General features: G+C 40.7%; 15 protein-coding genes. 6 read left to right on the forward strand and 9 right to left on the reverse strand.

The window, feature by feature from the left end; genetic code table 11:
- Positions 1 to 288: 288 nt before the first annotated feature.
- The 5 genes from tes to FXW07_RS15870 form a co-directional block, all read right to left on the reverse strand.
- The gene (gene tes / locus FXW07_RS15850) at positions 289 to 1,806 is read right to left on the reverse strand and encodes a tetraether lipid synthase Tes (RefSeq protein WP_346655670.1); all 1,518 of its coding nucleotides are present in this window, start codon (positions 1,804 to 1,806) and stop codon (positions 289 to 291) included.
- Positions 1,807 to 2,030: 224 nt separating this feature from the next.
- Positions 2,031 to 2,642 (reverse strand): TetR/AcrR family transcriptional regulator, encoded by a 612-nt coding sequence (locus FXW07_RS15855; RefSeq protein ID WP_229396266.1) that lies wholly within the window; start codon positions 2,640 to 2,642, stop codon positions 2,031 to 2,033.
- A 555-nt stretch (positions 2,643 to 3,197) separates the two neighbouring features.
- Positions 3,198 to 3,740 carry a hypothetical protein gene (locus tag FXW07_RS15860; protein ID WP_229396268.1) on the reverse strand — a complete coding sequence of 181 codons (543 nt, stop codon included), beginning with the start codon at positions 3,738 to 3,740 and terminating at the stop codon, positions 3,198 to 3,200.
- 93 nt (positions 3,741 to 3,833) lie between these two features.
- Positions 3,834 to 4,976: a TIGR04083 family peptide-modifying radical SAM enzyme gene (locus FXW07_RS15865; RefSeq protein WP_229396270.1), complete on the reverse strand. Its 1,143-nt coding sequence runs from the start codon at positions 4,974 to 4,976 to the stop codon at positions 3,834 to 3,836.
- Between the two features lie 539 nt (positions 4,977 to 5,515).
- Entirely contained in the window at positions 5,516 to 5,923 is a 408-nt protein-coding gene (locus FXW07_RS15870; RefSeq protein ID WP_048155634.1) for an inorganic diphosphatase, read from the reverse strand.
- Between the two features lie 201 nt (positions 5,924 to 6,124).
- On the opposite strand from FXW07_RS15870, the gene FXW07_RS15875 reads away from it, so the two are divergent.
- Complete coding sequence (locus tag FXW07_RS15875) at positions 6,125 to 7,132, forward strand: class I SAM-dependent methyltransferase family protein (protein WP_229396272.1); 1,008 nt, start codon at positions 6,125 to 6,127, stop codon at positions 7,130 to 7,132.
- Between the two features lie 138 nt (positions 7,133 to 7,270).
- Here FXW07_RS15875 and FXW07_RS15880 read toward each other — a convergent pair whose 3' ends face one another.
- Positions 7,271 to 8,704 (reverse strand): dihydrolipoyl dehydrogenase, encoded by a 1,434-nt coding sequence (locus tag FXW07_RS15880; RefSeq protein WP_229396274.1) that lies wholly within the window; start codon positions 8,702 to 8,704, stop codon positions 7,271 to 7,273.
- Positions 8,705 to 9,199: 495 nt separating this feature from the next.
- Between FXW07_RS15880 and FXW07_RS15885 the strand changes: the two genes are divergently transcribed.
- From FXW07_RS15885 to FXW07_RS15895, 3 genes are all read left to right on the forward strand, one after another.
- A complete protein-coding gene (locus tag FXW07_RS15885) occupies positions 9,200 to 10,555 on the forward strand; it encodes a TIGR00297 family protein (RefSeq protein ID WP_229396276.1) in 1,356 nt (451 codons plus the stop codon).
- Positions 10,556 to 10,996: 441 nt separating this feature from the next.
- Positions 10,997 to 11,539, forward strand: a complete 543-nt coding sequence (locus FXW07_RS15890) for a DJ-1/PfpI family protein (protein ID WP_229396278.1) — start codon at positions 10,997 to 10,999, stop codon at positions 11,537 to 11,539.
- Between the two features lie 87 nt (positions 11,540 to 11,626).
- Complete coding sequence (locus tag FXW07_RS15895; protein ID WP_229396280.1) at positions 11,627 to 13,417, forward strand: nitroreductase family protein; 1,791 nt, start codon at positions 11,627 to 11,629, stop codon at positions 13,415 to 13,417.
- Between the two features lie 150 nt (positions 13,418 to 13,567).
- Here the strand turns inward: FXW07_RS15895 and FXW07_RS15900 are convergent, their stop codons facing one another.
- Positions 13,568 to 14,938 (reverse strand): hypothetical protein, encoded by a 1,371-nt coding sequence (locus tag FXW07_RS15900; protein ID WP_229396282.1) that lies wholly within the window; start codon positions 14,936 to 14,938, stop codon positions 13,568 to 13,570.
- 682 nt (positions 14,939 to 15,620) lie between these two features.
- Here FXW07_RS15900 and FXW07_RS15905 point away from each other — a divergent pair.
- Positions 15,621 to 18,386 carry a HEAT repeat domain-containing protein gene (locus FXW07_RS15905; protein WP_229396284.1) on the forward strand — a complete coding sequence of 922 codons (2,766 nt, stop codon included), beginning with the start codon at positions 15,621 to 15,623 and terminating at the stop codon, positions 18,384 to 18,386.
- Between the two features lie 1,631 nt (positions 18,387 to 20,017).
- Positions 20,018 to 20,407 carry a response regulator gene (locus FXW07_RS15910; RefSeq protein WP_229396351.1) on the forward strand — a complete coding sequence of 130 codons (390 nt, stop codon included), beginning with the start codon at positions 20,018 to 20,020 and terminating at the stop codon, positions 20,405 to 20,407.
- A gap of 142 nt (positions 20,408 to 20,549) precedes the next feature.
- Here the strand turns inward: FXW07_RS15910 and thiI are convergent, their stop codons facing one another.
- Positions 20,550 to 21,785: a tRNA uracil 4-sulfurtransferase ThiI gene (gene thiI / locus FXW07_RS15915; protein ID WP_229396353.1), complete on the reverse strand. Its 1,236-nt coding sequence runs from the start codon at positions 21,783 to 21,785 to the stop codon at positions 20,550 to 20,552.
- 323 nt (positions 21,786 to 22,108) lie between these two features.
- Positions 22,109 to 25,561: a tetratricopeptide repeat protein gene (locus tag FXW07_RS15920; protein ID WP_229396286.1), complete on the reverse strand. Its 3,453-nt coding sequence runs from the start codon at positions 25,559 to 25,561 to the stop codon at positions 22,109 to 22,111.
- Positions 25,562 to 25,943 lie beyond the last annotated feature (382 nt).

Below are 25,943 nucleotides of genomic sequence, written 5' to 3' on the forward strand. Positions count from 1 at the left end.
GGTCAATGAATATTTTTTGAATTTCCGAGGTCTAGTTTTCATATCTAACTTCTTCCTCAGAAAGATCAGATTTGAATTCAGATTTACATTTTGTATGGTTACTCTTCTGAATAGTTTTCACAATTAATGTATTTGTCCAGTTAAAGTTATTGGCTCTATTGAACCAATTTATTCGATATAAAAATTTCATTCAGTTAATTTTTTATCTAATATAAATATTTTGTATTACACCACCGAATTATATTTTTACCTTTTAGAAAATTTTCATTCTTTCCTTTGTAGGAGAAATCAAGGTGTTTCTCTTTCCAGAACATCCAGGGTTTTCTTATCAAACTCCATGTTTTTCCTATATTGTTTTGAATACTTTGCCTCCACTCCTTCTCTATGAAAATTGTTATAAGTGCAGAAGGGAATCACTTTGCCATCAGGAGTAGCATAGTGGATTCCGCAGTTTTCAACCCTTTCCAGATCCAGGTTGTAGAGGTCCTGAAAGTGCATAGCTCCAAGGAAAAGTGATTTTCTGTGAAATTGAGCAGCATGCTCTCTTGTACCGTTTTTAAGAAAATTATTTATGAGGGGGACTATCTTAAGATCTTTTGGACTCCTGGCTTCATCAATGTAGCGCGGTACATTGCGGAGAACTTTTGCAAGTTTCGTTACGTTAGAACCTTGTCCCTTAAATTCTGGAGTAATACTTTCAAGGAACTCAAGTAACCCATCCACGTCTACGAACTCGTTTATAGGAATTAGTCTTCCCTCTCTCTCAAAGACATAAGTGGCAGCTCCACAGAGAGGATGCACTGTGAACTCGGGAAGCGGGACCTTTCGCACCGCACTCACGAATCGGATGATGGGGACTGCGGCAGATGCAGGATACCAGGCTGAGCTGGGAATTTCTCCTTCGGTTTGTTCTTCCAGGAGTGATACTAGATCGGGAATTGTTATTCTCTGTTCTTTTCGCATGGCCTGATCAATGCGGCCTGCGAATGCTACCGGCTGGAAGTTTACACCTCTCACTACGTCCTCATTTCTAGCCGCAAAGCGGACAATATCTCCAACCTGGTGGTCATTAACGCCTTTTATCAGGGTGGGCACGAGCACAACACTACTCAGGCCGGTCTGCCTGCAATTTTCAATAGCTTTTTGTTTTACAGGAAGGGCATTAAATCCTCGATTTTTTATGTATGGTTCTTCTGAGACTCCGTCAAAGGATAGGTATACAGTATGGAGCCCTGCGTTCTTTAAAGCTTCACAGTATTCCTGGCTTTTTGCGAGCCTGACACCATTAGTTGCAATCTGGATCTGTGTAAACCCAAGCTCTTGAGCCGTTTCGATAATTTTCGGAAGGTCTTCCCGGACTGTAGGCTCTCCTCCAGCAAATTGGACGGCATAACAGGGAACAGGTTTTTGATTCCGGAGAGTCAGCAGCATTTCTCTTATCTGTTCAAAATCTGGCTCGTATATAAAGCCACTTGCTTTGGCATTAGCAAAGCACACCGGACAACTAAGATTACAACGATTGGTAACATCGATGTTTGCAAGCAAAGTCCCGGTTTTATGTTTGGAGCAAATTCCGCAGTCCCAGGGACAGCCATTAGAAGTAAGAGTCGACTCACTGGAAACTCCATTGCCTACATAAGAATAGCGTCTGAACCTGTCGTATAGTTTGCTGTCCGACCAGTAAATGTCCATAAATGTTCCATGTTCGGGGCAAGTTTTTTTCAACATTATCTTGCCGTTTTCTTCAAACATAATGGAATCAATAACTTTTTTGCACTCTGGACAAACAGATAAAATGTGTTTCATTCAAACACCTTATACACATTATTGATAATGATCAGGTTTTTTTCAAAAAGCCTGCTTTCTCTTAAGGGGATTCTCTTCATCCCTTTTATTAGCTCTACACATCTCTTTTGTTAGCTCTACATATCTCTTTATTAGCGCTAGACATCTCTTTTATTACTCTACACATCCCTTTTATTAGCTCTACACATCTCTTTTATTAGCCCTACACATCCCTTTTATTAACTCTACTCGTCTTTTTTTACAATATTTTCTGTCAGGAGATCAATAAAAAAATCCATAATCTTCGGAAAATCTTCATCCCCAATTTCGTTCCTGAAACGTGTGAGGGAAAAAACCGCGAATGTGGTTTCGGCAAGAATCCTGGCATCTTTGTCTATAAGGAGACCAGCATCTGCCCACTCTTCAAAAAAAGGCAGAATCATTGCCACGTTTTCTTTATGAATATTTCTAATTTTTTCTTCCGAAGACAGGAAGATTGTCAGCTCAACGTACTCTTTTTCTATGAAAACTTTTTTCCAGACTGGGTGGTTATTCACTATATTCAGCAAGTAATGGAGGTAAGCTCTTACAGCTTTATCAGGTTCTGTCCTGTATTTCAGGAATGAATTTTCGAGTAAGTTGTCCTTTAAAGCTTCTCGCTCTTCTTTAAATATCTGTAGAAAGAGATCCTCTTTACTACTGAAAAATGAATAAAAAGAACTCTTTGCAATTCCCAGGTCTTTAGTAAGATCTTCAATGCTTGTTTTTTTGATCCCGTATCTTGCAAAGCAATCTTTGCCCCGGTCTATAATTTTCCTTCTTATAATCTCTCTTTCTTCATCTGTAAAAGATCTCATAGCTTTCCTCTGAAAATAGCTCTCTCAGATTTTGCTGACTCCGTAATCTTCTAACTTATCCATTCAAGAGCTAATTTATTAATCTCAATGAATCATTTGTTTTTTTATTCATAGCTTAATAGGGATATTATTTATTTAAAGTTATTGGCTCTCCGCTGTTTTGCGTGGGTTGAAAATAATTGCTTACTAAAAAGTATTCAGATAAAATATGAAAACATCAAGCTTGAATGTGATTTTTCAACAACAATTTTTTTTCATGTCTTATATATGATACTTCAACATTCAGGAGCTAGATGTAAGTTACCCATTCGAAATAGCGAAGAGCCTTGATGACAGAAAAAGAAATAAAATATATAACTTATTAATATAAATTTAACAGTTCTTGACTTTCACGACTCTCTCAACTAACAAAAATAGAAAAATAAAAAGAAAACGAGGTCAAATCACAGGTCAAATCACAGGTCAAATCACAGGTCAAATCACAAGGTCAAATCACAAGGTCAAATTCTGTTTTCGTTGCCATTTGCGGATGCTTTATAGTATGTTGCTTGTAGTTCAGACACTTATAGTTCCATTAGTGGATGTGTGATTCTGAGCTATTTTTTGTTTTCGCAGGGGATCACTGGTCGTAGTCGTGTTTCCCTGAGTTGTGTTTCCCTGAGTTGTGTTTGTTCCATTTGATATAATCTTTAGAGTACCCTGATTTGAAACAGTTGATGTATTACTTTTGCTGTTATTGTATGTAGTATAGGTTATCTGGTTTGCTTCCGAACTGGGTTGATGCGGTGCTACGTAAGTTGATTTCCTGATTACAGGTTTTGTTATATTTTCAGTTTTTTCAGTGTTATTGTCTTCCGCAACAGTTTCATTGGTTTTTTCGGTTACGTTTGATGCTTCAACAGGTGAGGGTGTTTCTGCTACTGCTGGAGCGGTCTGGTTTGAGATACCTGGAGTTTCATTACCTGAAACTTCATCTTCTGAAACTGAATTTTCGGAAGTTTCGTTTCCTTGATTTGTTGTCTTTTCGGAACATCCGGCTGCAAAGACAACAGTAGCAACAACAAGGAGCATTGCTACAATTTTCAAACTTTCTTTCATTAATAATACCTCTAAAATCCCTTTTTATTTCAAAAATGTGGCTACTTCATAGATTTCATACAAGTTCATAATTCCATACATTTTGAGCTTGTTTCAGAGTTTCTTAAGCATGAGGGACATTATTCCTGGTTTTGAAGGCTTCATTGTCTGGGGCATAAACATATTATCCATACCTGAACCACCAAACATTTCATCATTGACACGTTTGTTTATTTCATCAAAAATCATCTTGTAGGCGGTGCAGTGCGGGTCTACACCCTTTATCTCGCCATCGGTGGGCACTATTGCATTGTACGGGCATCCGCCTCTGCAATATTTGATATGGGCGCATTTGCTGCATGCAGTATCCACATATTCTTTATACTGGTGCATCTGCTTCCAGGCTTCGGATTTAGCAAGGTCTGCCATTGTCGGGCGGTCATAAACATTGCCCATAACATATTCAGGCATCCCAACAAAGCGATAGCAGGGATATATGTTTCCTTCAGGGCCAACTGCAAAGGTATCTCCCATGCAATCAACATAAGTACAGACCGTCCCCCTGCCTGTGAATACACATTTGCACAGCTGATCAATGTTCATAACGTCAATCCGACCCAGGTTTTCCAGGTATCTGTCCAGAAGATAGATTAACAATTCTCCGTATTCCTCAGGAGCAAGAGTCCATTTATCAGGATTATCACCTTTTAAAGAAGGAAGGCAAGGGTGCAGCTTGAGCGTCAATCCTTTCTCAAGATAAAAATTGAAAATGTCTTCCTTTTGTTTTACAGAATGCGAAGTGAAAGTGGTAATGAACCTCACATTAAGCCCATGCTCCCTGGCAATTTCATAACCTTTCATGGTTCTGTCGTAGTACCCTTTTCCTCTCTGCAGGTCATTAAGTTCCTTTGGGCCGTCCAGGCTGGAGCCTATCGGAACTCCATACTCCGCAAAAATTTCAGCTATTTCAGGGGTCATTTTCCAGAGGTTTGTCTGTATCGCAAACGCGATTTTCCTGGGACTCAAACCCTCAACCAGAAGAGGCAATGCTTCCCGATAAAATTTTGCCCCTGCCAGAAGTGGTTCTCCACCGTGGAAAGTAAAAGTTACGGCATCTCCCCTAAAAGTTTTAAGCCACTCAACCACTTCTTTTATTGTTTCAATGCTCATTATCGGGGACTTTTCTTCGGAACTCCAGCAGTAGCTGCAGTTAGCAGGGCAACCAAGGGTCGGGATAAGCATCACATGAAAAGGCATATTTAAAGCACCTTTTTTTTAAGCTTCTTTAAATTATTAGTACTTTTCTAAGTTCTAGTGAGAAAAATAAGGCTGAGATACTCTTTAATATTTTATATACTCAGTTTCTATAACTTCTTCGACTCAACCTCTTCGAAATTTCTCTTTACTTTTTTGTCAATCAGGAGTTTATATTAAGTTCACCCAAATTCCACAATGTTTTATCCCAAAATTATTTCGCTTTTTTAATTTTTTTATTTCAAATATATATAGTATACAGTTGGCCCCAGTTGGCCCACTATTTTACTACAAATTCTAACTTGTTTTATTACAGACGAAGTCGGCAGATATCGCTTCAGGTTGAGGGCAAGAATCGGGCAGATCATAGCTTTAAGCCAGTTACAAACGAAAAGAAGGCTGCCTGAAAGGCATCAAGTCAGTAAAATTAAGTGCCGCAGGTGTACATATCGTTATACTTGAAGATGAACCTGAAATGGACTGAAAGTGCAATTAAAATATAAGTGCATGAATTTAAAAATAAAGGCAAAGGTCTAAAAGTCTCAGCGCAATTTTCGGAATTCGATTCCTTCAAACCTGCAAGTTGCAATTCTTCCCTCGCGAAAAGCATACAAGAAAACTTTAAAAAGAGCATAAAGCCTGAAGTAATAAGCAATCAGAACAGAAGAGCGAAACCCGCTGATATATACGATTTTCTTATCGTCCCTGACCGAATCGTCCAGGAACTTTACCATTCCGTCAAAAGCATCCCTTTTAAGTGTACTTCCTTTTGACAGGCGGGGCCCTAAAACTACCACATCTTCTTCCATGCCATCTGCACTTTCCGTTCCTTCTACAAAACCGTAATTGAAAATTGTGGGCAGAGGGGAAAAGAAAACCCTTTCATAGCCATTTTCGGTTTTGTTATATTTCCAGAAACTGTATTTCGGAGTCTCTATAACAATTTTCATGGGAAATAGTCCTGCCTGCATTATTAAGGAATAGCCGTTTAAGCTTTCTTCTGGGCTTTATCTTTTTCCATACTATCTCAGCCTTTTCCCAAAAAGCATATATTAAAAATGCTTCCTAAAAGCAGAACTACAATCTGAAACTAAGATCTGAAACTAAAATCTAAAGTGAAAGTTTGCAATCTGATAAGTAGAGGCATATGAATGAGTTTCCGAAAAAAGGTGAGCTTGCAGGATGCAATGAGAGGAATAGTTGAAGAACCCCTGCTTCCTATGGTTCCAAAACGTTTTGATTATATCGGGAACGTGGCCGTAATCTCGATTCCTCCGGAACTTGGGGCTTATAAAGAAGCTATTGCCTCAAAGCTATTTTCCATGCGAGGTAATACGCGGGCCGTGCTTAATACGGTGAGCAAACTCGAAGGAGAGCACAGAGTTGCGGACTTTGAGCTTCTTCTTGGGGAAACGACTGAGACTATTCACAGGGAAAACGGCTATGCCTATAAGCTGGACGTCAAAAAAGTCTTTTTTAATCCCCGTCTGTACTCTGAGAGAAGGCGGGTAGCTTCAAAAGTCAAGTCGGGAGAAAATATCATAATTCCTTTTGCCGGAGTGGGCCCTTTTGTGCTTCCTGCTGCAGGAAAAGGAGCAAGGGTTTATGCTATCGAAATAAATCCCGATGCCTGTACCTGCCTGCGAGAAAATATCCGGATTAACAGGCTTGAAGGGCAAGTAACCGTAATCCAGGATGATTTTGAGAATCTTTTTCGGACTGGGGAGATTTTCCAGATACTTGATTCAAAAACCCATAAAGAATCTCAATATGGCGAACGTAGTGGGAATTGCGAAAAAGTCAGAGATAGTAAAAAAATAGAAAACAGCGATAAAGTAGGAAATAAGGCTTTTTCTGGCCTGTCCGCCTGCCCAGTTCCCGGCAAGGGAAAAAATAAAGAGCTTCAAGTTCCAGGCATCGGGTTTGATAGAGCCATAGTGCCTACACCATATGGAATGGACCATTTTCTTGTTGAGATCTCAAAACTTGTCAGGAAGGAAGGGCATATTCACTTCTACACTTTCAAAGCCGAATCTCAGATTCCTGGGCTGATCGACGAATACAAAAAAATTGGGCTTGAAGTAGAACTGTACAGGCGGGCTGGAAACGTTGCTCCAGGCATCAGCAGGTGGGTTTTTGACCTTAAAAAAATAGTGTGAAGAAAGAAAGTGTAGAGACTTGAGTTATTAAACAATTATAGATTTTCAGTCTCATTGAGTAGATATTTTCAGTCCTCATTGGGTAGGTCTTTTCAGTCTCATTGGGCAGATCTTTTCAGTCTCATTGGGTAGACATTTTCAGTCCTCAAGCCCGATATGTTTAAGAAAGTGATGATAATGTTCAGGCGGCAGCCGCGAATAAAAGGCCCTGGTTACAACTTCGTTCAGGGAAGGGTGAATATCCATACCCTGCATTATTGGTTCAGGACTTCTTGACTCCGTATACATGAGAGGAATTATCTGATGGATCAGGACTGAAGCATGAGGGCCTATTATGTGGGCTCCCAGGATTTTTTCTTCCTCCGAATCCAGAATCACTTTTACGAAATAATCCCTGATTTCCATAGCGGATCCTTTTGCAGTATCTTCAAAAAACTTGAGGCCTATGAGGATTCTTTTCTCTCCATACTTTTCTACGGCTTCCTGCTCTTTCATGCCTACTCCAGCAATTTCAGGGCAGGAAAATACTGCGTGCGGTACGGCATGATAGTCTGCCTTTACTTTTTCTTTCAGGACCGCATTAAGGTAAACTATTCCGGACTCATAGTTTGCTACGTGCTTTAGCAGGTATTTTCCATTTGCGTCCCCAAATGCCCAGATATTCGGTTGTGAGGTCTCAAGAAACTCGTTCACCAGAATCCAGCCCTGGGTATCGGTTTTGATCCCGGCTCTTTCGGGGTGGAGAATATCGGTATTCGGAGCTCTTCCTGTTGCCACAAGGATCTCGTCTACAGTGACTTTTACTTCCTTTCCAGAATTTCTATCCCTTGCAACAACCGTTTTCTGCCCGTTGTCTTCTTTTCTAACCTCTATAGCTTCGTGGTTTGTAATGATCTGCATGTACTCCGACATCTTCATACTGGCAAGCCTGGAGATCTCGGGTTCCTCCTGTGGAAGAAACTGGAAATTTCGTCCTATCACTGTGACACTGGCCCCCATAGCTGAAAAAAAATGCCCGTATTCGGCTGCAATGAAACTCCCTCCTAAGATGGCGAGCTTTTTTGGGCATTCCGTGAGCTTAAGCATAGTATCACTTGTAAGGTATCCTGCTTCTTCGAGGCCTTTAATGGGAGGAATTGAAGGTTTTGAGCCGGTACAGAGAAAGATCATGTCGGAGTGGAGTGTTTTTTCACCTACTTTCAGGGTATAAGGTGAGATAAACTCCGCACTTTCGTGATAGTAATCAAGATACGGGTCGTCGGCCAAACTATTCCTTATTGCCTCTATGTCTTCTCCAATTCTCCTGCGCATCCTTTCCATAATGGCAAGGAAATCGATGTCTTTTAGTTCAAGCTTAATTCCAAAAATAGATGCAGTTTCAATTTCCCGGATTAGTTCGGCAGGATAAAGCAGGATTTTTGAAGGAATACACCCTCTGGTAAGACAGATCCCGCCTGGTTCATCTTTGTCGATAACGGCAACTCTCATTTTCGGTTTTGAATCAAAAATAGGATTTATGTAGTTCATTGCAGAACCCGTACCTATTATAATAAGGTCGTAGTTTTCTTCCATACTTATCCCTCACCGCATAATATGTAGCATCCAGCTTTGCTGGCTATAAATAATATACAATTTATTCTGGTTATATTTATGGATTAGAATTTTAAATAATTTATAGAAAGAAACATAAAGGCAGTGTGTCAATTTTTATTGTAAACTCTCAAATTTCAATAAGTCATCGGGTAGAAAATTCCATATCTGAAATCAGTTTTTTCTATAGTATACAAAAACTGGACTTCAAATTTGCATCAAATTTGAGATACTGCGAAGAAGAGAAACCTTGAATAATAAAATGTGAGGCAAAAGTTATTTTATTCATCGAATAATCTCTATAGGACTTGAAGTATTTGCGTAAATTTCCCTTGATTACAACTGCTAAAACCGATCGTTTTAAATTTTGATACATATTTTTAGACAATCTTTGAAAGAAAAACAACTACTTATTTATAAAGATAAGCCTATTGTATGTAACTTTCCATAATGAATAAAAACAAAAGATGTCTTATAATGAACAGAGCTGCCAGATTCACTAAAAACGGGGATTTCTGCCAGGGAATTCCTGTAATGCATATCCTGTATCTCCTGCTCATTCTTATAGCTCCTTTTGCAGGGATTAATCTTCTTTTTCTAATCTCTGTCATTCTTTTCCTGGGATTAAGGTTTTCTGGAAACCCTATTTTGGGTGACAGAGATGTTATCAGCCTTGTTTTTTCTCTGGCTCTCATGCTCTTTGTTTCCGTGATTTCTGGGGACTTTTCTTATACCTATCCTTTCTACATAGTGCTCGCCGCATTTGCGATTGCGGCAGTCGGAAACCATAAAACCTCTTTTTCTGAAACAGATTCTGTACCTGATTCTAATTTAAGGCGGAAAACAATCAAAAAGAGGAGTTTTTCAATACTCTGGAGCTCGGCTTTCCTGGCACTTCGGATTAGTGCTGCATTCTTTGCCGCAAGCTGGGTTGTCTACTGGCAGAAACTGCCGGTTTCATATAACCTGATTTTCTTCATAGCTGTTATCGGGGCGGTTACCGGTTCTCTTTTCGAGTCAATCCCCTCCAAAATAGACAAGAATATTTCTGTGCCGCTGGGTGCAGGCATGACAATGTGGATTTTTGAAGATTTCAGGTACTGGGTGTCTCCTGAAAAAATGGTAATAGCACTTATATTCTCGTTTATCCTGGGCGTGCTGGCTTACAGGGCGAAGATTGCAGATGTTTCTGCCCTTCTGAGTGCTGCCCTTCTGGGAGTACTGATAATTGTCTTCAGTGGGCTTTCCTGGTACCTGCTCCTGCTCACGTTTTTTATTCTCGGAGGCGGGTTTACAAAGTATAAATATGCATACAAAGAATCCATAGGAATTGCACAGGCTAAAGACGGCATCCGGAGTTACGAAAACGTATTTTCGAATAGTACAGCAGCCCTTGCCCTTGCAGTAGCATACGGGGTTTTCCCGGAGCACAGTCTTCCGATCATCTATGCCTATATGGGTACGGTTGCAACAGCTACCGGAGATACCCTGGCAAGTGAAATAGGGACAACAGCAAAAGGAAGGCCAAGAATGATAACAACCCTCAAACTCTCGGAACCCGGAGTAGACGGGGCCGTATCGTTACTTGGTGAACTTGCTGCAATCTTCGGTTCTGCAGTGATAGGAGTCCTTGCATACTTACTTGGGATCTCGGACAATTTTATATTAACAGTCCTTATTACAACCGCAGGAGGGTTTGTCGGGACAAATGTGGACAGTTTCCTTGGGGCTACGCTTCAGAAAAGGGGAGTGCTCTCAAACAGCGGAGTCAATTTAGTGGCAACCTTTGCAGGAGCAGGGATCTCCGCTGTTCTGTATTTCCTTATAACTTGAACCGGGCACGGAACAGTCTCATTGATTTCTATTTCCTCAGACTCTTTCTGAGACTCTCAGAGCCTTTACAATGGTATTTCATTTTTTTTCATTTTTTCACAACTTTCCCCAAGCTTCAAAAATTGCTCAACATTTTAAAATTATTTCAGTATTTTTGCATATTTTCCCCAGATTCTTACACCTATCCAAGTGTCTCTCTACTTTTACCATAAATTTTTTACTTTTCACATAACCTTTCTACTTTTCTTATGATCTTTCTACTTTTTCTCATAATCTTTCTACATTTTTCCAGAATCTTCACAGATTTTCTCAGGTTGTTCACTACCGAAAAGAAGTATCCATTTATATGTTTATAACATATCCTTAAGGAAACAGGGGTACTGAACCATTCATTTTTCATTTCTTCGACTCTTGATTTTCAAGTTTACAGAAGGTAACCAGATGACAGAAACCGAGTATAAAGATAAGAAAATCCTGCTTGTAATCGCCCAGGAGCAATTCAGGGACGAGGAATGTTTTGTTCCGAAACAGCTTTTTGAGGCTGCAGGACTAAAAGTTACTGTTGCAGCCGAATCTAAGAAAACGGCTAAAGGGACGCTCGGAGGAACAATCAAGCCTGATATCGCGATCTCAGACGCCAGAATTGACGACTATGATGCAATAGTAATCTCAGGGGGCTCAGGCTCTAGAAAATATCTGTGGGATAACAAAGCTCTGCAGGCGCTCGTAAAAGGAGCTGATGACCTGAAAAAGGTGATCTCCGCGATCTGTATTTCCCCTGTAGTACTGGCAAGAACAGGTATCTTGAAGGACAAAGAGAGCACAGTCTTCAAAAGTCCTGATACTGTACGTGAACTTAAGGAATACGGGGCTATCTATCTGGACAGGGAAGTAGTGGTTTCGGGCCGTGTGGTCACAGGGCGAGATCCTGCAAGTGCTGATGCATTTGGAAAAGCCGTACTTGAAGCCCTTAAAAAAGCTTAATTTTTATCAAGGATTCTGAAATGCAGATCTCCTTACCGAAAAAATTGTTTGAGAATTAGATTTCTCCGGTTACCGGATGTGCTTATTATGACAGCGGAACTTGAAGCCATATTGGCTTATCACCAGGCAAGTAAACACAACTTCAAAGCTTATGCTCCGGGTCCTTACCACCTGGACCTGCCTCTCAAGCCCGATCCCTTCCTTAACTATCATGGAACTCGACTTTTTAATCTGGAGATCTGGAACGATGAGCGTATAAAAACTGAGACTTTTCCTGCCTATGAACAGGCTTTCTCACCGGAAAAACTCAAGCCGTATGAGCTGAGTGCGAAATCGATTTCCAGGCTTTTTTTTGACAGTTTTGCTATTTCTGCTTGGAAGAGAGCAGAAGGTACAAAATGGCCTCTTCGCGTTAATCCTTCAAGTGGAAACCTCCATCCTACCGAGGTGTACCTTCTTTCCGGCCCTGTGAAGGGGCTTCTGAAAAACCCGTCTGTCTGCCATTATGCTCCTTTGCCTCATGCCCTTGAACTCAGAGCGGAATTTTCGCCAGAGACCTGGGAGCTATTAAGTTCGGGCTTTCCTGAAGGCACTTTTTTTGTGGGGCTGAGTTCAATTTTCTGGCGGGTTTCCTGGAAATACGGGCTCAGAGCCTTTCGATATGCACAGCATGATATTGGGCATGCAATCGCTGCCCTGACCTTTGCTGCTGCCGGACTCGGCTGGAAAACCAGCCTTCTTGCAGACATGGGCTCGGAAGAGATTGCAGTGCTTCTTGGAATTTCCGGAGAGAAAGGTCCTGAAAAACAGGAACCTGCCTGTCTGCTTGCTGTCTATCCGGCAGGAAAGACCTGTACAAAAGGCAGAATTTCTTCCGGGGCGGTTCCTGCTTTTAAAAATCTTTCCTGGGAAGGTGTTCCTAACAGTTTAAGCCCGGGGCATGTTGAATGGGTAGGTATCGAAAAAGCGGCCTCGTCAGCTCAAAAGAAGGGAACCGATTATTTTGAGAAAAAAGAAGAATCAAATGAAAAATCAAATGAAGAATCAAATGAAAAATCAAATGAAGAATCAAATGAAGAATCAAATGAAGAATCAAATGAAGAATCAAATGAAGAATCAAATGAAGAATCAAATGAAGAATCAAAATCCTATATACAGACTGCTTCATCACTACAAACCAGCAGCTTCGTGAACCTGTCCAAGCTTGATAAAGTTCCTCTGCGCGGAGTTATCCGGGGAAGGAGAAGTGCTATTGAGATGAATAACAGCGCATACCTGGAAAAAGAAACTTTCTATGCGATGCTGCAAAGAACCCTTCCGCAAAACAACCCGATTTTCAATTCTCTTGCTTTTGGTTCCTTTACTCACCTGCTTATTTTCGTAAACCGCGTAAAGGACATACTTCCGGGACTTTATATTTTCCTTCGCAAACCCGAAGAAAAAGAGAGGTTTAAAGCTGCGATCAGGTCGGACTTTTTATGGGAGAAACCGAAAAATTGTCCGTCAGACCTTGAATTTTACCTGTTGATGGAAGAAACTCTGGATTATTTTGCAGCCCAGCTTTCCTGTACACAGAGAAAAGCTGCCGATGCCTGTTTTACTGCCTGCATGCTCTCAAATTTCGAAGAGCCTCTGAACAGGTTCGGGGCCTGGATATATCCATACCTTTTCTGGGAGTGCGGAGTTCTGGGGCAGCTTCTTTACCTTGAAGCCGAAGCATATGGCCTAAGGGGTTGTGGAATCGGGTGTTTCTTTGATGACCCTTTGCATGAGGCTATAGGGCTCAAAGGGCTTGAGTTCCAGGACCTCTACCATTTTGCTGTTGGCTATCCACTTCCGGAGATAGGTGTTATCACTCTTCCTGCATACGAAGAGTAATTTATTATGACTCTTCGTCGCAGAATAGAAACAACTTTTATAAAAATTATGCAATATAACTAAGTAGATTAATTGAGCTGAGTAGGCTGAATGTTTATAATTATTTCAGCCTCTTGCAGCTGATATATAAACGTTTTACATAGCCATAACTTATTCTTTTTCTAGCTCGTCAATATATGGAGCAAGTGAGGATAGAGCCTCAGTTTTTTGGGACTCGGATTTTATTCCGGACGCCATATTAAGGGCTTTTTTAATAATCTCTTCTTTTCTGGGTTCGTCCAGGTGTGGGAGAACATACGAGAGAGCTTCGGGCCTCATGTCCTTATCTTTAAGGCCGAAAGCTAATTGAAGGGCTTGTTCCAGCACCTCTTCTTTTTTCTGCTCATTTAGATATGGAATAAGAGATGAGAGAGCCTGTACCTTTTGATAGTCAGAGAAAATTACCTCTATGAGTTCAAGGGCTCTTTCAATAATAGCTTCATTTTTTAACCCGTAAAGATGCGGTACAAGTGAGGAAAGTATCTGGAATTTCGTGTCTCCATACTGGAGATGGTGTGAGAAGCAAAAGATATTTTCAATAAGCTCTTCTTTGCCTGGTCCTCTCAGGTGAGGGAGAAGTGAGGAAAGGACAAGGGCTCTTTCGTTCTCATCCTGAATATGGGAGGTAGATTCAAGGGCTTTCTCAATAGATTCGGCTTTTTTTGGCTCGTCCAGGTACAGGACAGACAGGGAGAGGGCCTGTGACCTTAAATCTCCATACTGTATCCGGGAGGCAAAATCAAGGGCCTCTTCCATAATCCCTCTTTTTTCCGGATTTTCCAGACTTGAGATTGTCATTAAAAGAGCCTTTGCCGTTTGAACCTTATCTTGAATCTCATTATCTGTTTTTTCAACGTTGGCTCTTGCAGAATCTGTTTTTGTGATATGTTTAATCTCTGCAATTTGCTCAATTCGTAAGTCGCTGGGACTCTTTTCGCCTGTAACTCCCAGACCAGTAACAGGTTTTTCGGTATCTGGCATTCCTTCTCGCTCCATACCCTGAGAAACACCTTTTCTTGTTACGAAGACCTCAAGCAGCCTGTTAAATTCGTCAAACACCTGGATTCTATCAATCAAAGTTTGTTTTGAACCTTGTTCCGAGGTTTGTTTTAGAATCCTGGACGAATTATCTTCGGTCATTAACTTCTGTACTGTTTTATAATCCATAAAAGACGAAACTTCTTTAACTAAATCAGGGTTTTTTTCAAGCAATTTTAATATCTCCTGAATAAAAACTTGCCTTACATCCATATCCGAGGGAGCAACAATCATATCTGCGGCGGCTTCTTTTAATTCAGTGCATTCTGTTGAACACAGTTTTTCCCAGAGCTTTCTTTTAGTCTCCCAAACTCCAGACCCCACTTTTTTGCAGGCTTCTTCAGCCGCTTTTTTAGACCCAACAACCAGATAAGGAATAACAGGTTCGATAAAATCTACTATTTTTTGTGCCAACTGTTTAATTATTACGTCCTGTTGCCGCATTATTTCAGCCTTCTATTTTTATATCCTATCGGATACTATAATTCACAATTATATAAGTACATTATAATTCAGCGTGATACAGGTCCATAGTTAAACAATTTTGGACTAAAAGAATTAATTTGTAATGGCATAAATAAACAATAATATAATGCAATATATCTTTGATTGAGAACCTATCTGATACCCAGAGGTATTTAAGCTTTTTGAAAGGTTAGAAAGTGTAAGCGAAGGTTCATCCCGCTATTAATTGTTTACCTTACACTTGAAGAAAAACAATGTATAATCATATGTGCATTTAAATCTCCTCCAGAAAACAACAGGGAGGAAATTGCATGTTTCACTTTTCCTGAGTATGAGGATCAGGGTGTCTCTACACGCATTCCAGGCACTTATACGGATATAGCATTCGACGAAGAGCCACGAAAACTGTATCCTCACCTTTTGCCTTCTACTAATAAAGGATATTTTGTCCATATGTCCGGTTAGTTTATCCAGTAATGGTTTTTAATAATGGTTGCAATTAATTTCTGAAAGACGGCAGTAATTTCCGGTTCGACACTAATAATTTTTACTTCCAGCTAAAATCCAGAATCAATACTTATATGAGGAAACCTGCCAGATTGAGATAGTAAATAAAGGATATTTAGATAGGACGGTATTATAGCAAAGTTGGTGGGAATTCTTGAGTGAGCAGCCAGAGATACATAATAAAGTTTTCAATCAGTTTTCGGATGAGAGGATAAAGGCTGCAAAGCAGCTGGGAACTTTTTTTGAGGCTTTGCCTGACAGAAGACAGGCTTTTGAAGATCTGTTAAGGCTTTGTTCTGACGACGATGACGCAGTCAGGGAAGAAGCCGTCAAGTCACTTGTTGCGGTTTTTCCTAATGTTCCGGATAGGAAGCTTGTATGGGACAAGTTTGTGAATTTGACAGCTTATCCGGCAGAATCCGTAATGGTCGCTGCAGCCAGTGCTCTGATCAGTGTTTTTTCCCTTATGCCGGACAAAAACAGAGCATGGAAAGATCTTGCCGGGCTGATAAACTCCAGATCAAGCATGGAAGATGTAAATAGGGAAATTGTTAGCTCACTTCAATATTTAATAAAGGAAATTCCTGATAAAGTGCAGGTCTGGAAAGATCTGCTTGAAATGGGAACCTCAGAATATTCTTATGTGCATGAGAAATCGACTTTGATTTTGAGCCTTGTTTTTCCGGAACTGACAGACGAAGAAAAAGAAGAAGCCTGGGACGAAGTACTTGAACTGGCTAGCGAATCTGCGGATGAAAAAATAAGGGAGCAGGCTACCCGGACTCTTGGAGTTATTTACACACAGATGCCAGATGAGATGAAGGATGAAACTCTTGAGACTCTGATGGAACTTGCAGTATCAGGAAACCCTGAAGTCCAGAAAGAAGCCCTTCTGGCTCTACCCTCGGTTTTTTCTCATATTCCGGATAAGAAAACAACATGGTGTGACATCCTCAGGCTTATAGAAGACGAGAATGAGTATATTCGAAAGCAGGCTATCGATGCCCTGGTTTTTATTTTCCCTGAGATGCCGGACAAGAAAAAGGTCTGGACTGATTTCCTGAACCTGGCGAAAGCCAGAGATCATTATATCAGGAACATGGCCGCTGATGCGCTTGTATCCTTATTTTCAGGTATGGATAATAAAGACTCACTATGGAAGGAGCTCATTGAACTCTCAGGTAATGAAGAAGAAGGCATGCAGAGTACAGTGGTTAATATTCTCACGAAGGCTTTTCCACACATTTCCTGCAAAAGAGAGGCATATTCCGAGCTTGTACGCCTGGCTGAAATGAAGGATAGCCCTGTGCTCCGAAAGGTTGTGGATACGCTTGCTTCTGCTTATCCGGAGTTATGCAGTATACCTGAGGTAAGTGAAGTGGAGTGGGAAAAGATAAGAAAACGCAACTATGATGAGCAGGATAAAACCTGGAAAAATAACTCCGGAGAGCTGGATAAACTCTGGGAGGAGTATGAATCAGAGGAAGATCGCAAACCCGAAAAGGAAGGTGAATTTAGAGAAAAACAGAAATCAGGGGAGAAATCAGGGGAAAAAGAAAAAACTGGAGAATATGAAAAAACTGGTGGTCTTCAGGTTGAAAAAACAGAAGACAGAAAACCAGTATCTAACCTTTTTAAAAAACCAGTGTCTGATAATTCTGGGCTTGAAGCCGAAAACAGGGCATACGTACAAAGAAAAGATATGACGGATTTATTTACCGGGTCAGTCTCTGGTCTTTCAGATAAAGAAGAAGCTGTAAATAAGCTTATTAAACTGGCTTCGGATCCGGACCCTCAGATGCGAAGAGGCGCAATAGAATCCCTGCTTGCAGCCTACTCCCGAACCGGCAAAACACAGGATATCTGGAACGGACTGCTTAAACTGACCGGGGAAGAGGAGACAGACACCAGAAGGGATGCTGCAGACCTGCTTTCAGAGGTATTTCCAGCGGTTGAGGAAAAGTCCACAGTTTTTTTTGACCTTGTAAAGCTTGCTGAAAGCCAGGATATCCGGCTCCGGAGGAGAGCTGCAGAACTTCTTGCTACCGCTTTTGCCTATTGTGAAGATAAGCAGGCAGCCTGGGACGAGCTTGTAAGACTTGCATCATCTGAAGACCGCGAAGTCCGGAAAGGAGCGGTTCTTGCCCTATCTTCAGGCTATGTAGAGGTGCCAGATAAGGAAAAAGCCTGGAAAGACCTGTTAAGTTTTTCCGACCACAGCGACAGTTTTGTACAAAGAGCGGCAACACAGACTCTTGGACCTGCTTTTTTCTACATGCCTGATAAAACCGAGGCATGGAGAGACCTGCAGGCGCTTACTGACAATCCTTACGTTTATGTCCGAAGGTATGCTTTCCGCTCGCTTGGAAGAGCTTCTCTCTGGAGGGCGCTAAGGGCAGAAAATGAAGCTACTTATATTTATGGGCTAAAAGAAGCCGTCAATTACTTTAAGGAAGCATCCGAAGCCTCTGTTGGCTTTCATATTCCAGAATTCTATTATCCCTTTTATCAAGCGCTTTTATTCATCCTTTTCAGCGACCGGCCCGGTATAGCAAAATCTGAAAGTGAACGATACTTCTCAAAAATGACAGATGAGGTCAGGGAGCAGGCTGAAAGCCAGGAACTGCTTGAGATCTTTAAACAGTTTTCAGGGCTTCTTACACGCGCAGGTGAACTCTCTCCTGGCAACCTTTCAGGACAGAAGAAACTACTTGAAACTTCAATTCTGCTTTTTGATCAATTTTCAGGCCTCTTTGAAAAAAAAGAAGAAGAGGCTATTTTCACCCAAAAAACCGTGAAAAAAGAAAAAACTGTGAAAAAAGAGTATTCGAACCTTGGCAAAGCTCTTCTTGAGCGGGTAGAGAAAAAGAAGGCAGCTTTAACAAAAGACCGTAAAAAAAGAATTTTTGACCAGAAATGAGAAGTTTCAAGCCATTTCAACAAATGTCTTGCCCGCAACCCTTTTCTAAAATGTCTTGCCCGCAACCCTTTTCAAAAAAGGCTTGACCGAAAACCCTTTTCAAAAAAAGCTTGACCAAAAACCCTTTTCAAAAAGGCTTGACCGAAAACTCCAGCAACAACAACGTGGTCGGCGTGATCACAATTCTTTTCATAAAAGGCTTGACCGAAAATTATGACCATTTGAGTTTGAGATCCTTATCCACAAACTGTAAAATGAATGTAATATTTCTATTATTTCTATTTTTATATTTACATTATCTCTGAAGCTAAGATCCATTACCCAAATCCATATCCTTACTTAGTTTTCGAGTTTAGTTAGAGGTGGGAAAATTCAATCCTCTATGTGCAAACAGACATGCAATAAGCTGGTGTTCGTCTCGGGAATGAACATTCCCTGGAGACGTGCACCAAAATTGAAAACGAGCAAATTCTAAAATGAAATTGAGTTCGGAGGTATTAGACGATTCAACAAAAATCAATAGCAAGAACACCTGAGATAATATGGACTCTTGATATTAATGAAGATGGGAAATCTTATCAGGAAAATTACATGCTCCTGTTTCCCAGGTACGTCAGTGCAATTAACGAAGAATGAAAATTGGCAGCCTTAAAAATAAAATTTTAAAAACACAATCCGGTTTTCAATATCTATCAAATATCGCTCGAGGGTAGATGCTCTCGAGCAAATCTCCAAAAACATGTAATGGATAAAACACTAAAAATCATGTAAATGTATAAACTTTTCAAAATCCTGTAAAAACCATGTAGTACCTTACTAAAACCTTACTAAACGAAAATGATATTCTTTGAATAACATGCACAAACAATGAAAGTGCTTGTGGATGGCAGTATTTTCATGCTGAATATTGCTCGAGGGCAGACACTCTCGGGCAAACCTCCAAAACCGTTGACCTGCAACCGTTGACCCGCAACCGTTGCGCCGGTTTATCACAAACCGTTGCGCCGGTTTATCACGCCGATAGGGTTTGGGGATAAGGTTATCAAACTCAAACGTTTCTTGGGGTTTTCGCTCAAGCTTTTTTTTTAAAGGGTTTCGGGCAAGCTTTTTTAAAAAAAGTGTGATCACGCTAGGGTTAGAGGATAAGTTCTTCAAATTCAAACGCTGTCTCGTTTTCGATCACATGGTTTTACAAAAGGTTTGCAGTCAAGCTTTTTTTGAAAATGGGTGTGACACAACCGCTACTCCAGTTGATCGCGCCGAACATATTGTTGCTGGAGTTTTTGCTTAAGCTTTTTTGTAAAGGCTCGCGCTCAAGCAGTTTTTGAAAGGCTTGCGGGCAACAGCAACATTAATAAAAAAAGAGTTTATAATAAATGTATAATTTTTGGTGGTCATACGTAAACCTGAGAATAAGAAGATTGGGAGTTTTATTACTCTGCAACTTATCTAGCTTATAGGCTGCAGTTATTTCGTTAAAGGGGAAAATCGAGATAATCGGGTGCAGTTCTATAGGTTTGTGAGTTTGAACATGTAGTTATAGAGAAGCGCGATTTTAGAAATGTTAAAAAATAGTAAATGAACAAAAAATAGAAACACAATTCTAAACATACAAAAGACGGATGACAAAAATGGACAAAACAAAAATTCTGGTTGTTGAAGACCAGACTATTGTGGCCCTGAACATTAAAAACCGACTAAAAAATTTAGGGTATGCTGTTCCGAGTGCTGTGGGTTCAGGGAAAGAAGCAATAAGAGAAGCTGAGCTTACAAACGTTGATATCGTTTTGATGGATATTATGCTAAAAGGAGATATGGATGGAATTGAAGCGGCACGAATTATTAAATCACGCTTTGGCATACCCATAATTTACCTTACTGCCTGTACTGATTTTGAGACCCTCGAACGAGCAAAGCTAACAGACCCCGAAGGATATATTTCGAAACCTTTCAAAGAAGAAGACCTATGCAAAAATATAGAGACCGCTCTTCTGAAAAGCCGGTCAAAAAATAAAAAATAAGAGAGCTTTTAGAGCTCAAGTTAATGTTATAAAAAATTAATTGAAAATATTAAAAATTAATTAAAATTATTGAAAATTAATTGAAAGTATTAAAAATTAATTGAAAGTGTTAAAAATTAATTGAAAAAAATCATCACTTTTTTCAGAGCTTCAGGACTTTTGCTGCTTTCATAGCATTGAAAACCATAGTTTCGATATCCATTTTTTGTTCTTCAGTTACGACAAGGTCATAGTTTGCTCCTATTTCAGGCCGTTCAGGCACAGCAGTGCAACTGCCTGCGGGTTGACTGGAAATATCATAGGTTCCGATTTTGCGGGCAATGTCTATTATCTCTGTTTTATCAAAGGCGATTAAGGGATGATAAATCGGGATAGCAAGCTGATAGATTTCAGCATACATATTGGCAGCCGTCTGGGAAGCTACCTGTCCCAGGGAAGAACCGGTAATAATTCCGCTTGCACCTTCTTTTTTCATAACCTCATAGGCTTCTCGGTACATCATGCGTTTGCAGAGAATACAGGTATTTTTTCGGTTGCAGATGTCGATAAAGGTCCTAAGACTGGGGCCGTGAGGGAGCTCATAAGTCTTAAACTGATGCCCTGGAGCCCACTTCTGGAGTTGACGAATACATTCAAAAGCGCGTTCTCTTGCGGCATTCTCGGCATAGGGCGAAGTATTGCAGTATACCGGAATAATCGTAACTCCGCGCTTCATCATAAGCCAGGCTGCAACCGGAGAGTCAAGCCCGCCGGACATTAAAACGACCATACTTCCCTGCGTGCCGAGAGGAAGACCCCCTACGCCTTTGAATGTTTTCAGATAGACGTAAGCGAGATTTTGCCGCATTTCGACGAAAACTTCCTTATCAGGAGAACTCAGGTCAACTCTAGGGTGCCTTCCTTTTTTTTCCAGAGCACTCCAGACGGCATCTCCGCAGGTTCTGCCTATGTCCACTGAAGAAAAAGGATGGTTCCCGCTTCTTCTGGCCCTGACAGCAAAAGATTCGCCTTCTAAAATAAGGTCCTTAGCCAGGGTAGCACATACACTGGCTGCACTCTCAAGGGTAGGTTCAGTCTTCAATGCAGGGGAAGTAGAGACAATCCCAAAAACGTCAGCAGCTGCTGCAGCCGCACGGAAATCCGTAGTCTCGATAAATATTCGGCCCCATTCCCGACGTATCTGGGAATATGGAATATCTCGAGAATCCAGCATTGCTGCAATATTCTTCATCAGAATCTTTTCATACCAGTTTCGAACTCCTGTACTTTTAAGAGCAAGTTCGCCATACCGAACTATGACTACATTATATGGAATTTCAAGTTTTAAAGAAGAGGGGTCGGAACCGGGGTTATCCGAGTTTTCGATATAACCTTCCAGTGTATGCTTGTTTTCTCTCGAGGTATGAGCATAAGCCTCAGGCTTTGCCTCGATCTCATTGGAATTGTCTGTCATGGATACTTAGGTTAGGGTAGCATAAAGCTTAAAACTTTCAGGATAAAAAATTTTATTTACAAAAGTTACAGAGTCAATAAGCCAGAAAAAAGTTAATAAAGCAGGGCAGTAGCATAAAAAACAATAATAACAAATTGTGCCGGTGTGCATTTAGCTGCATACCGGAAAAGGTTTCTGATTTTCAATTTTTCGGAATTCGAATTTTAGCCGGGTTCTGTAATACTTCATTCTTCACTGCTATTTTCTCTTCACTCATCAGGTTCGGGAACATACCAGTAATCTGGATCTTCACTTTCCTGTTCATCATCAAGCTCCGTATTATAATTGCTGCTATTATTATTGTTGCTATTATTATTGCTGCTATTGCTATTGCTGCTATTATTATTGCTGCTATTGCTGCTATTATTATTGCTGCTATTGCTGCTATTATTATTGCTGCTATTATTTTCCGGGCTGTTAGAGGGTTCAGTTATCTTTCCTAATTGAGGAGGCACAGTCGTGTTTGTACTTACATTACCTGAGACGTTTTCCTCTCCGCCATACCATCTTGAAGGCAGGGAGTAATTCAGAGCACTATTATAATATTCAGGAAGGAAGAACTTAGTTCCTCTTTTCTGCAGAGCTTCCGCAAAACCGGGGTCTATTTCATCTAGTTTTGACTTGCATACAGCAGCCTCATCTAGTTTCTTTAGAGTATAAAGCGCAAACCGTTTATTGTAGAGGGCTGAAGGTGAGTTCGGGTTAATTGCAAGTACATTGTCATAACATGAAACTGCTTCTTCAGTTTCTCCCATCATGTTATGAATGTATCCTTTGTTATACCAGGCTGTGATACAATCGGGTTTAAGCTGTACTGTTTTGTTGAAACAATTAAGGGCTGCTTTATTGCTGCTTAACGTGAGATAAGTGCAGCCCTGGAAATACCAGGCTGTAACATTATCTGGACTGTACTTCAGAGCTTTATTGTAACAGTCAATAGCTTGCTGGTATTTTTCCAGCTTGTAGAGCGCAAAGCCTTTGTTATTACAGGCATTCAGATTTCCCGGGTCCAGCGCAAGAATTCTATCGTAACAGCCTACTGCCCCCTCAAAGTCTCCGCTGTTCTCCAGAGCTCTTCCCTGTTTGTAAATTATCTCCCTGTTGTCAGGTGAGATTTCAAGCATTCTATCATAACATGCAGCAGTTTCCTGATACCTGCCAAGTGCCTCAAGTAAAGAGGCTTTCTCAGCCAGGGCCTGGAAATTTTCAGGCTGAAGCTTAATTATTCTGTCGTAATCTGCGAGCGCTTCATTGGGTTTATTGGATTTCGACAGAGCAAGAGCCCGACTTCTGAGAGCCTCAAGGTTTTTAGGCTCAGATTTGAGAAGTGTGGTGTAACAGGAAATTGCCTCGTCATACCTGCTCAGGTTCGAGAGGGCAAGACCTTTTCCAAGTAGGGCATCCGAGTTGCTGGAGTTTAGAGCAAGCAACTGGTCATAGTAACTGACTGCTTCTTCAAGCTTTCCAAGATCATCTACAGTAGAGGCTATCCCATACAGGGCTGTACTTGACTGAGGGTCAAGTTCCAGGGCTTTTCTGTAGCATTCCAGAGCTTCCTCACTTCTGTCTAACCTATCAAGTATCGAGCCTTTTTCATACCAGGCCTCGGCACGTGCAGGATTAATTGCAAGTACCATATCATAAGAAGTAAGTGCATCGTCGTACATTCCAAGTTTACTGTAGATTAAGGCCTTTCCATACCATGCAGCATCGTAACTGACCTCGGGGCTAAACAGGTCCAGATCTTCGGAAGGTTCGGCAAGGTCTTCTGGACTTGAGTATTCATAGTTCAGAAGATAAACCCAGAAACCTCCAGAAAGTACCTGGGAAGGATTAGAATCTGCACTATTGTTTTTAAAGTGTTCTAATACTGGAGTTTCTGTGGAGTCCTGTTCCATGTTTTTGTTCAACTTGAAGCGTGCAGCCGAATATTCGGGATCGATCAGAAGAGTCTGGTTATAGCATTCTGAAGCTTCTTCATGCTTTCCAAGTTCATCAAGAGTAAGCCCTTTATTGTACCATGCAACTGCACTGCTGGGAATGGCCCCAAGGACTTTGTTGTAACATGTAAGAGAGCTTTCGTATTCTCCAAGTTTCGCCAGGGCAAAAGCCTTACCAGCCCAGGCAAGTGTATAGTTTTCGTCAATCTCGAGAGCTTTATCATAACTTTCTACTGCATCTTTGTATTCTTTGATTTTTGAAGAGTCTAAGCCTTTCTGATACCAGACTTTAGCATATCCGGAACCCAGTTTTAGGGCTCGGTCATAGCATTCAATTGCCTCTTCATATCTGCCAAGCTTTTCCAGGTCCAGTCCTTTCATATACCAGACAACAGCATGTCCGGACTCGGTTTCAAGAACCTTATCATAACAGTCAATTGCAGATTCGTATTTTTCAAGCTTATCAAAAGATAGGGCTTTCTCGTACCAGATCTTAACTGTAGATGATTTAAACTCAGGATTTTTGGGATAAGACGGAAGTGCAGCTTCATAAGCGCTTAGCTGTTCGAGTGAATCACTTCCGATTTCTTCAACCTGAATCCCTGTGTCCGGGTTAAGTGCCTTATCATAGCATGCTATTGCAGCATCATACTGGCCGGTCTTATTAAGCAGAGAGCCTTTACTATACCAGGCCTCGGAATTGCCAGGATTGTAGACCAGAACCTCTTCATAACATTGAAGAGCTTCATCATTTCTCCCAAGCCTTTCAAGGCATACACCTTTTCTCTGTAAAACATCAAGATTTTCAGGCTCCGAAAGAAGAACAAACTCGTAGCAAGTAAGCGCCTCATCATAAATTCCCATCTTTTCAAGGTTAACACCTTTGTTATTCCAGGCGTTTACCATATCCGGATTAAAAGAAATTGCTTTGTCATAACAGCCTATTGCAGTTTTGTAATCACCGGACTTATCAAGAACCACTCCTTTTTGATACCAGAGTTCAGCATTGTCAGGAGTGATACTAAGAGCACTGTCAAAGCATTCAATTGCCTCAGGATATTTTTCAAGGCCGAGGTAAGCCATTCCCTGCATCTGCATAGAGCTGGAAGAATTGGAATTCAGTTCGATAGATTTGTCATAAGAGTTCAGAGCTTCCTGATTAAGCCCCAGCTGCCCAGAAGCAAGAGCTTTTCGATACCACACTGTGGAGAGATAAGTATTGGCAGCAAAGCTTTTGTCATAGCAGTTGATAGCCTCAATATATTTCTCTAGCTCAAGCTGCTTGTTACCCTTATCATACCAGTTTTCGGAAGAGGCCGGAAAAGTCGAAAGGGCCATCTCATAACAGCTAACTGCCTGATCATTCTTTCCCAGTCCGACCAGAGAACGTCCTTTTCCATACCAGGCCAATGAGGAATTAGGATCGATCTTAAGTGCATCATTATAGCAGTTTATAGATAATGAATATTTTTTTGTAAAGTATAATGCATTTCCCTTATCAATTAGACCTTCTATAGAAGATGGGCGCTGTGCCAATTTCTCATAAGAATCAGGAGCGACTTCAGTTTTTTCATTAACTTCATTCCTCTCATTGTCTTCTGCAATCAGTTCATTACCCATAATAGCTCCTGCTACAGATAAAAAACCTGAAAAGAAATATAACATCAATGCAAGGAGAATAAAAGATCCGACAATCAAATTATTTTTCTTAACTGAGCTCATTAAATACCCCTGTTTATTCTAATGAGTTCTTATGAAGACTTTTCACAAAGAGTATCAAACTATCATTATACTCAATATTCTGTACTATCTCTATACCCTGCGTAAGCGCGAACAATTAAAGAATAAAAGTAACTAAATAAAATCTTTTTGTTCCACTCGTGGATAATTTAGTTAGTTCGAGGGATCAGTCTCATTCATTACCATTTAATTTTAGCAGTCCATCCATATAAAATTTATGGAGTTTAAAAATACCCCTCAGACCGCTCTTATATTTAACTCAACAATATATTATGGTTAGAGAAATAACGTGACATTGTCACATTAACTCATTTTTGTATATATTGCAGCCTATTTCCACCCAAATTTCCACCCAAATTTCCAC

It is taken from the genome of Methanosarcina sp. DH1 (assembly GCF_020804205.1).
Taxonomy (GTDB): domain Archaea; phylum Halobacteriota; class Methanosarcinia; order Methanosarcinales; family Methanosarcinaceae; genus Methanosarcina; species Methanosarcina vacuolata.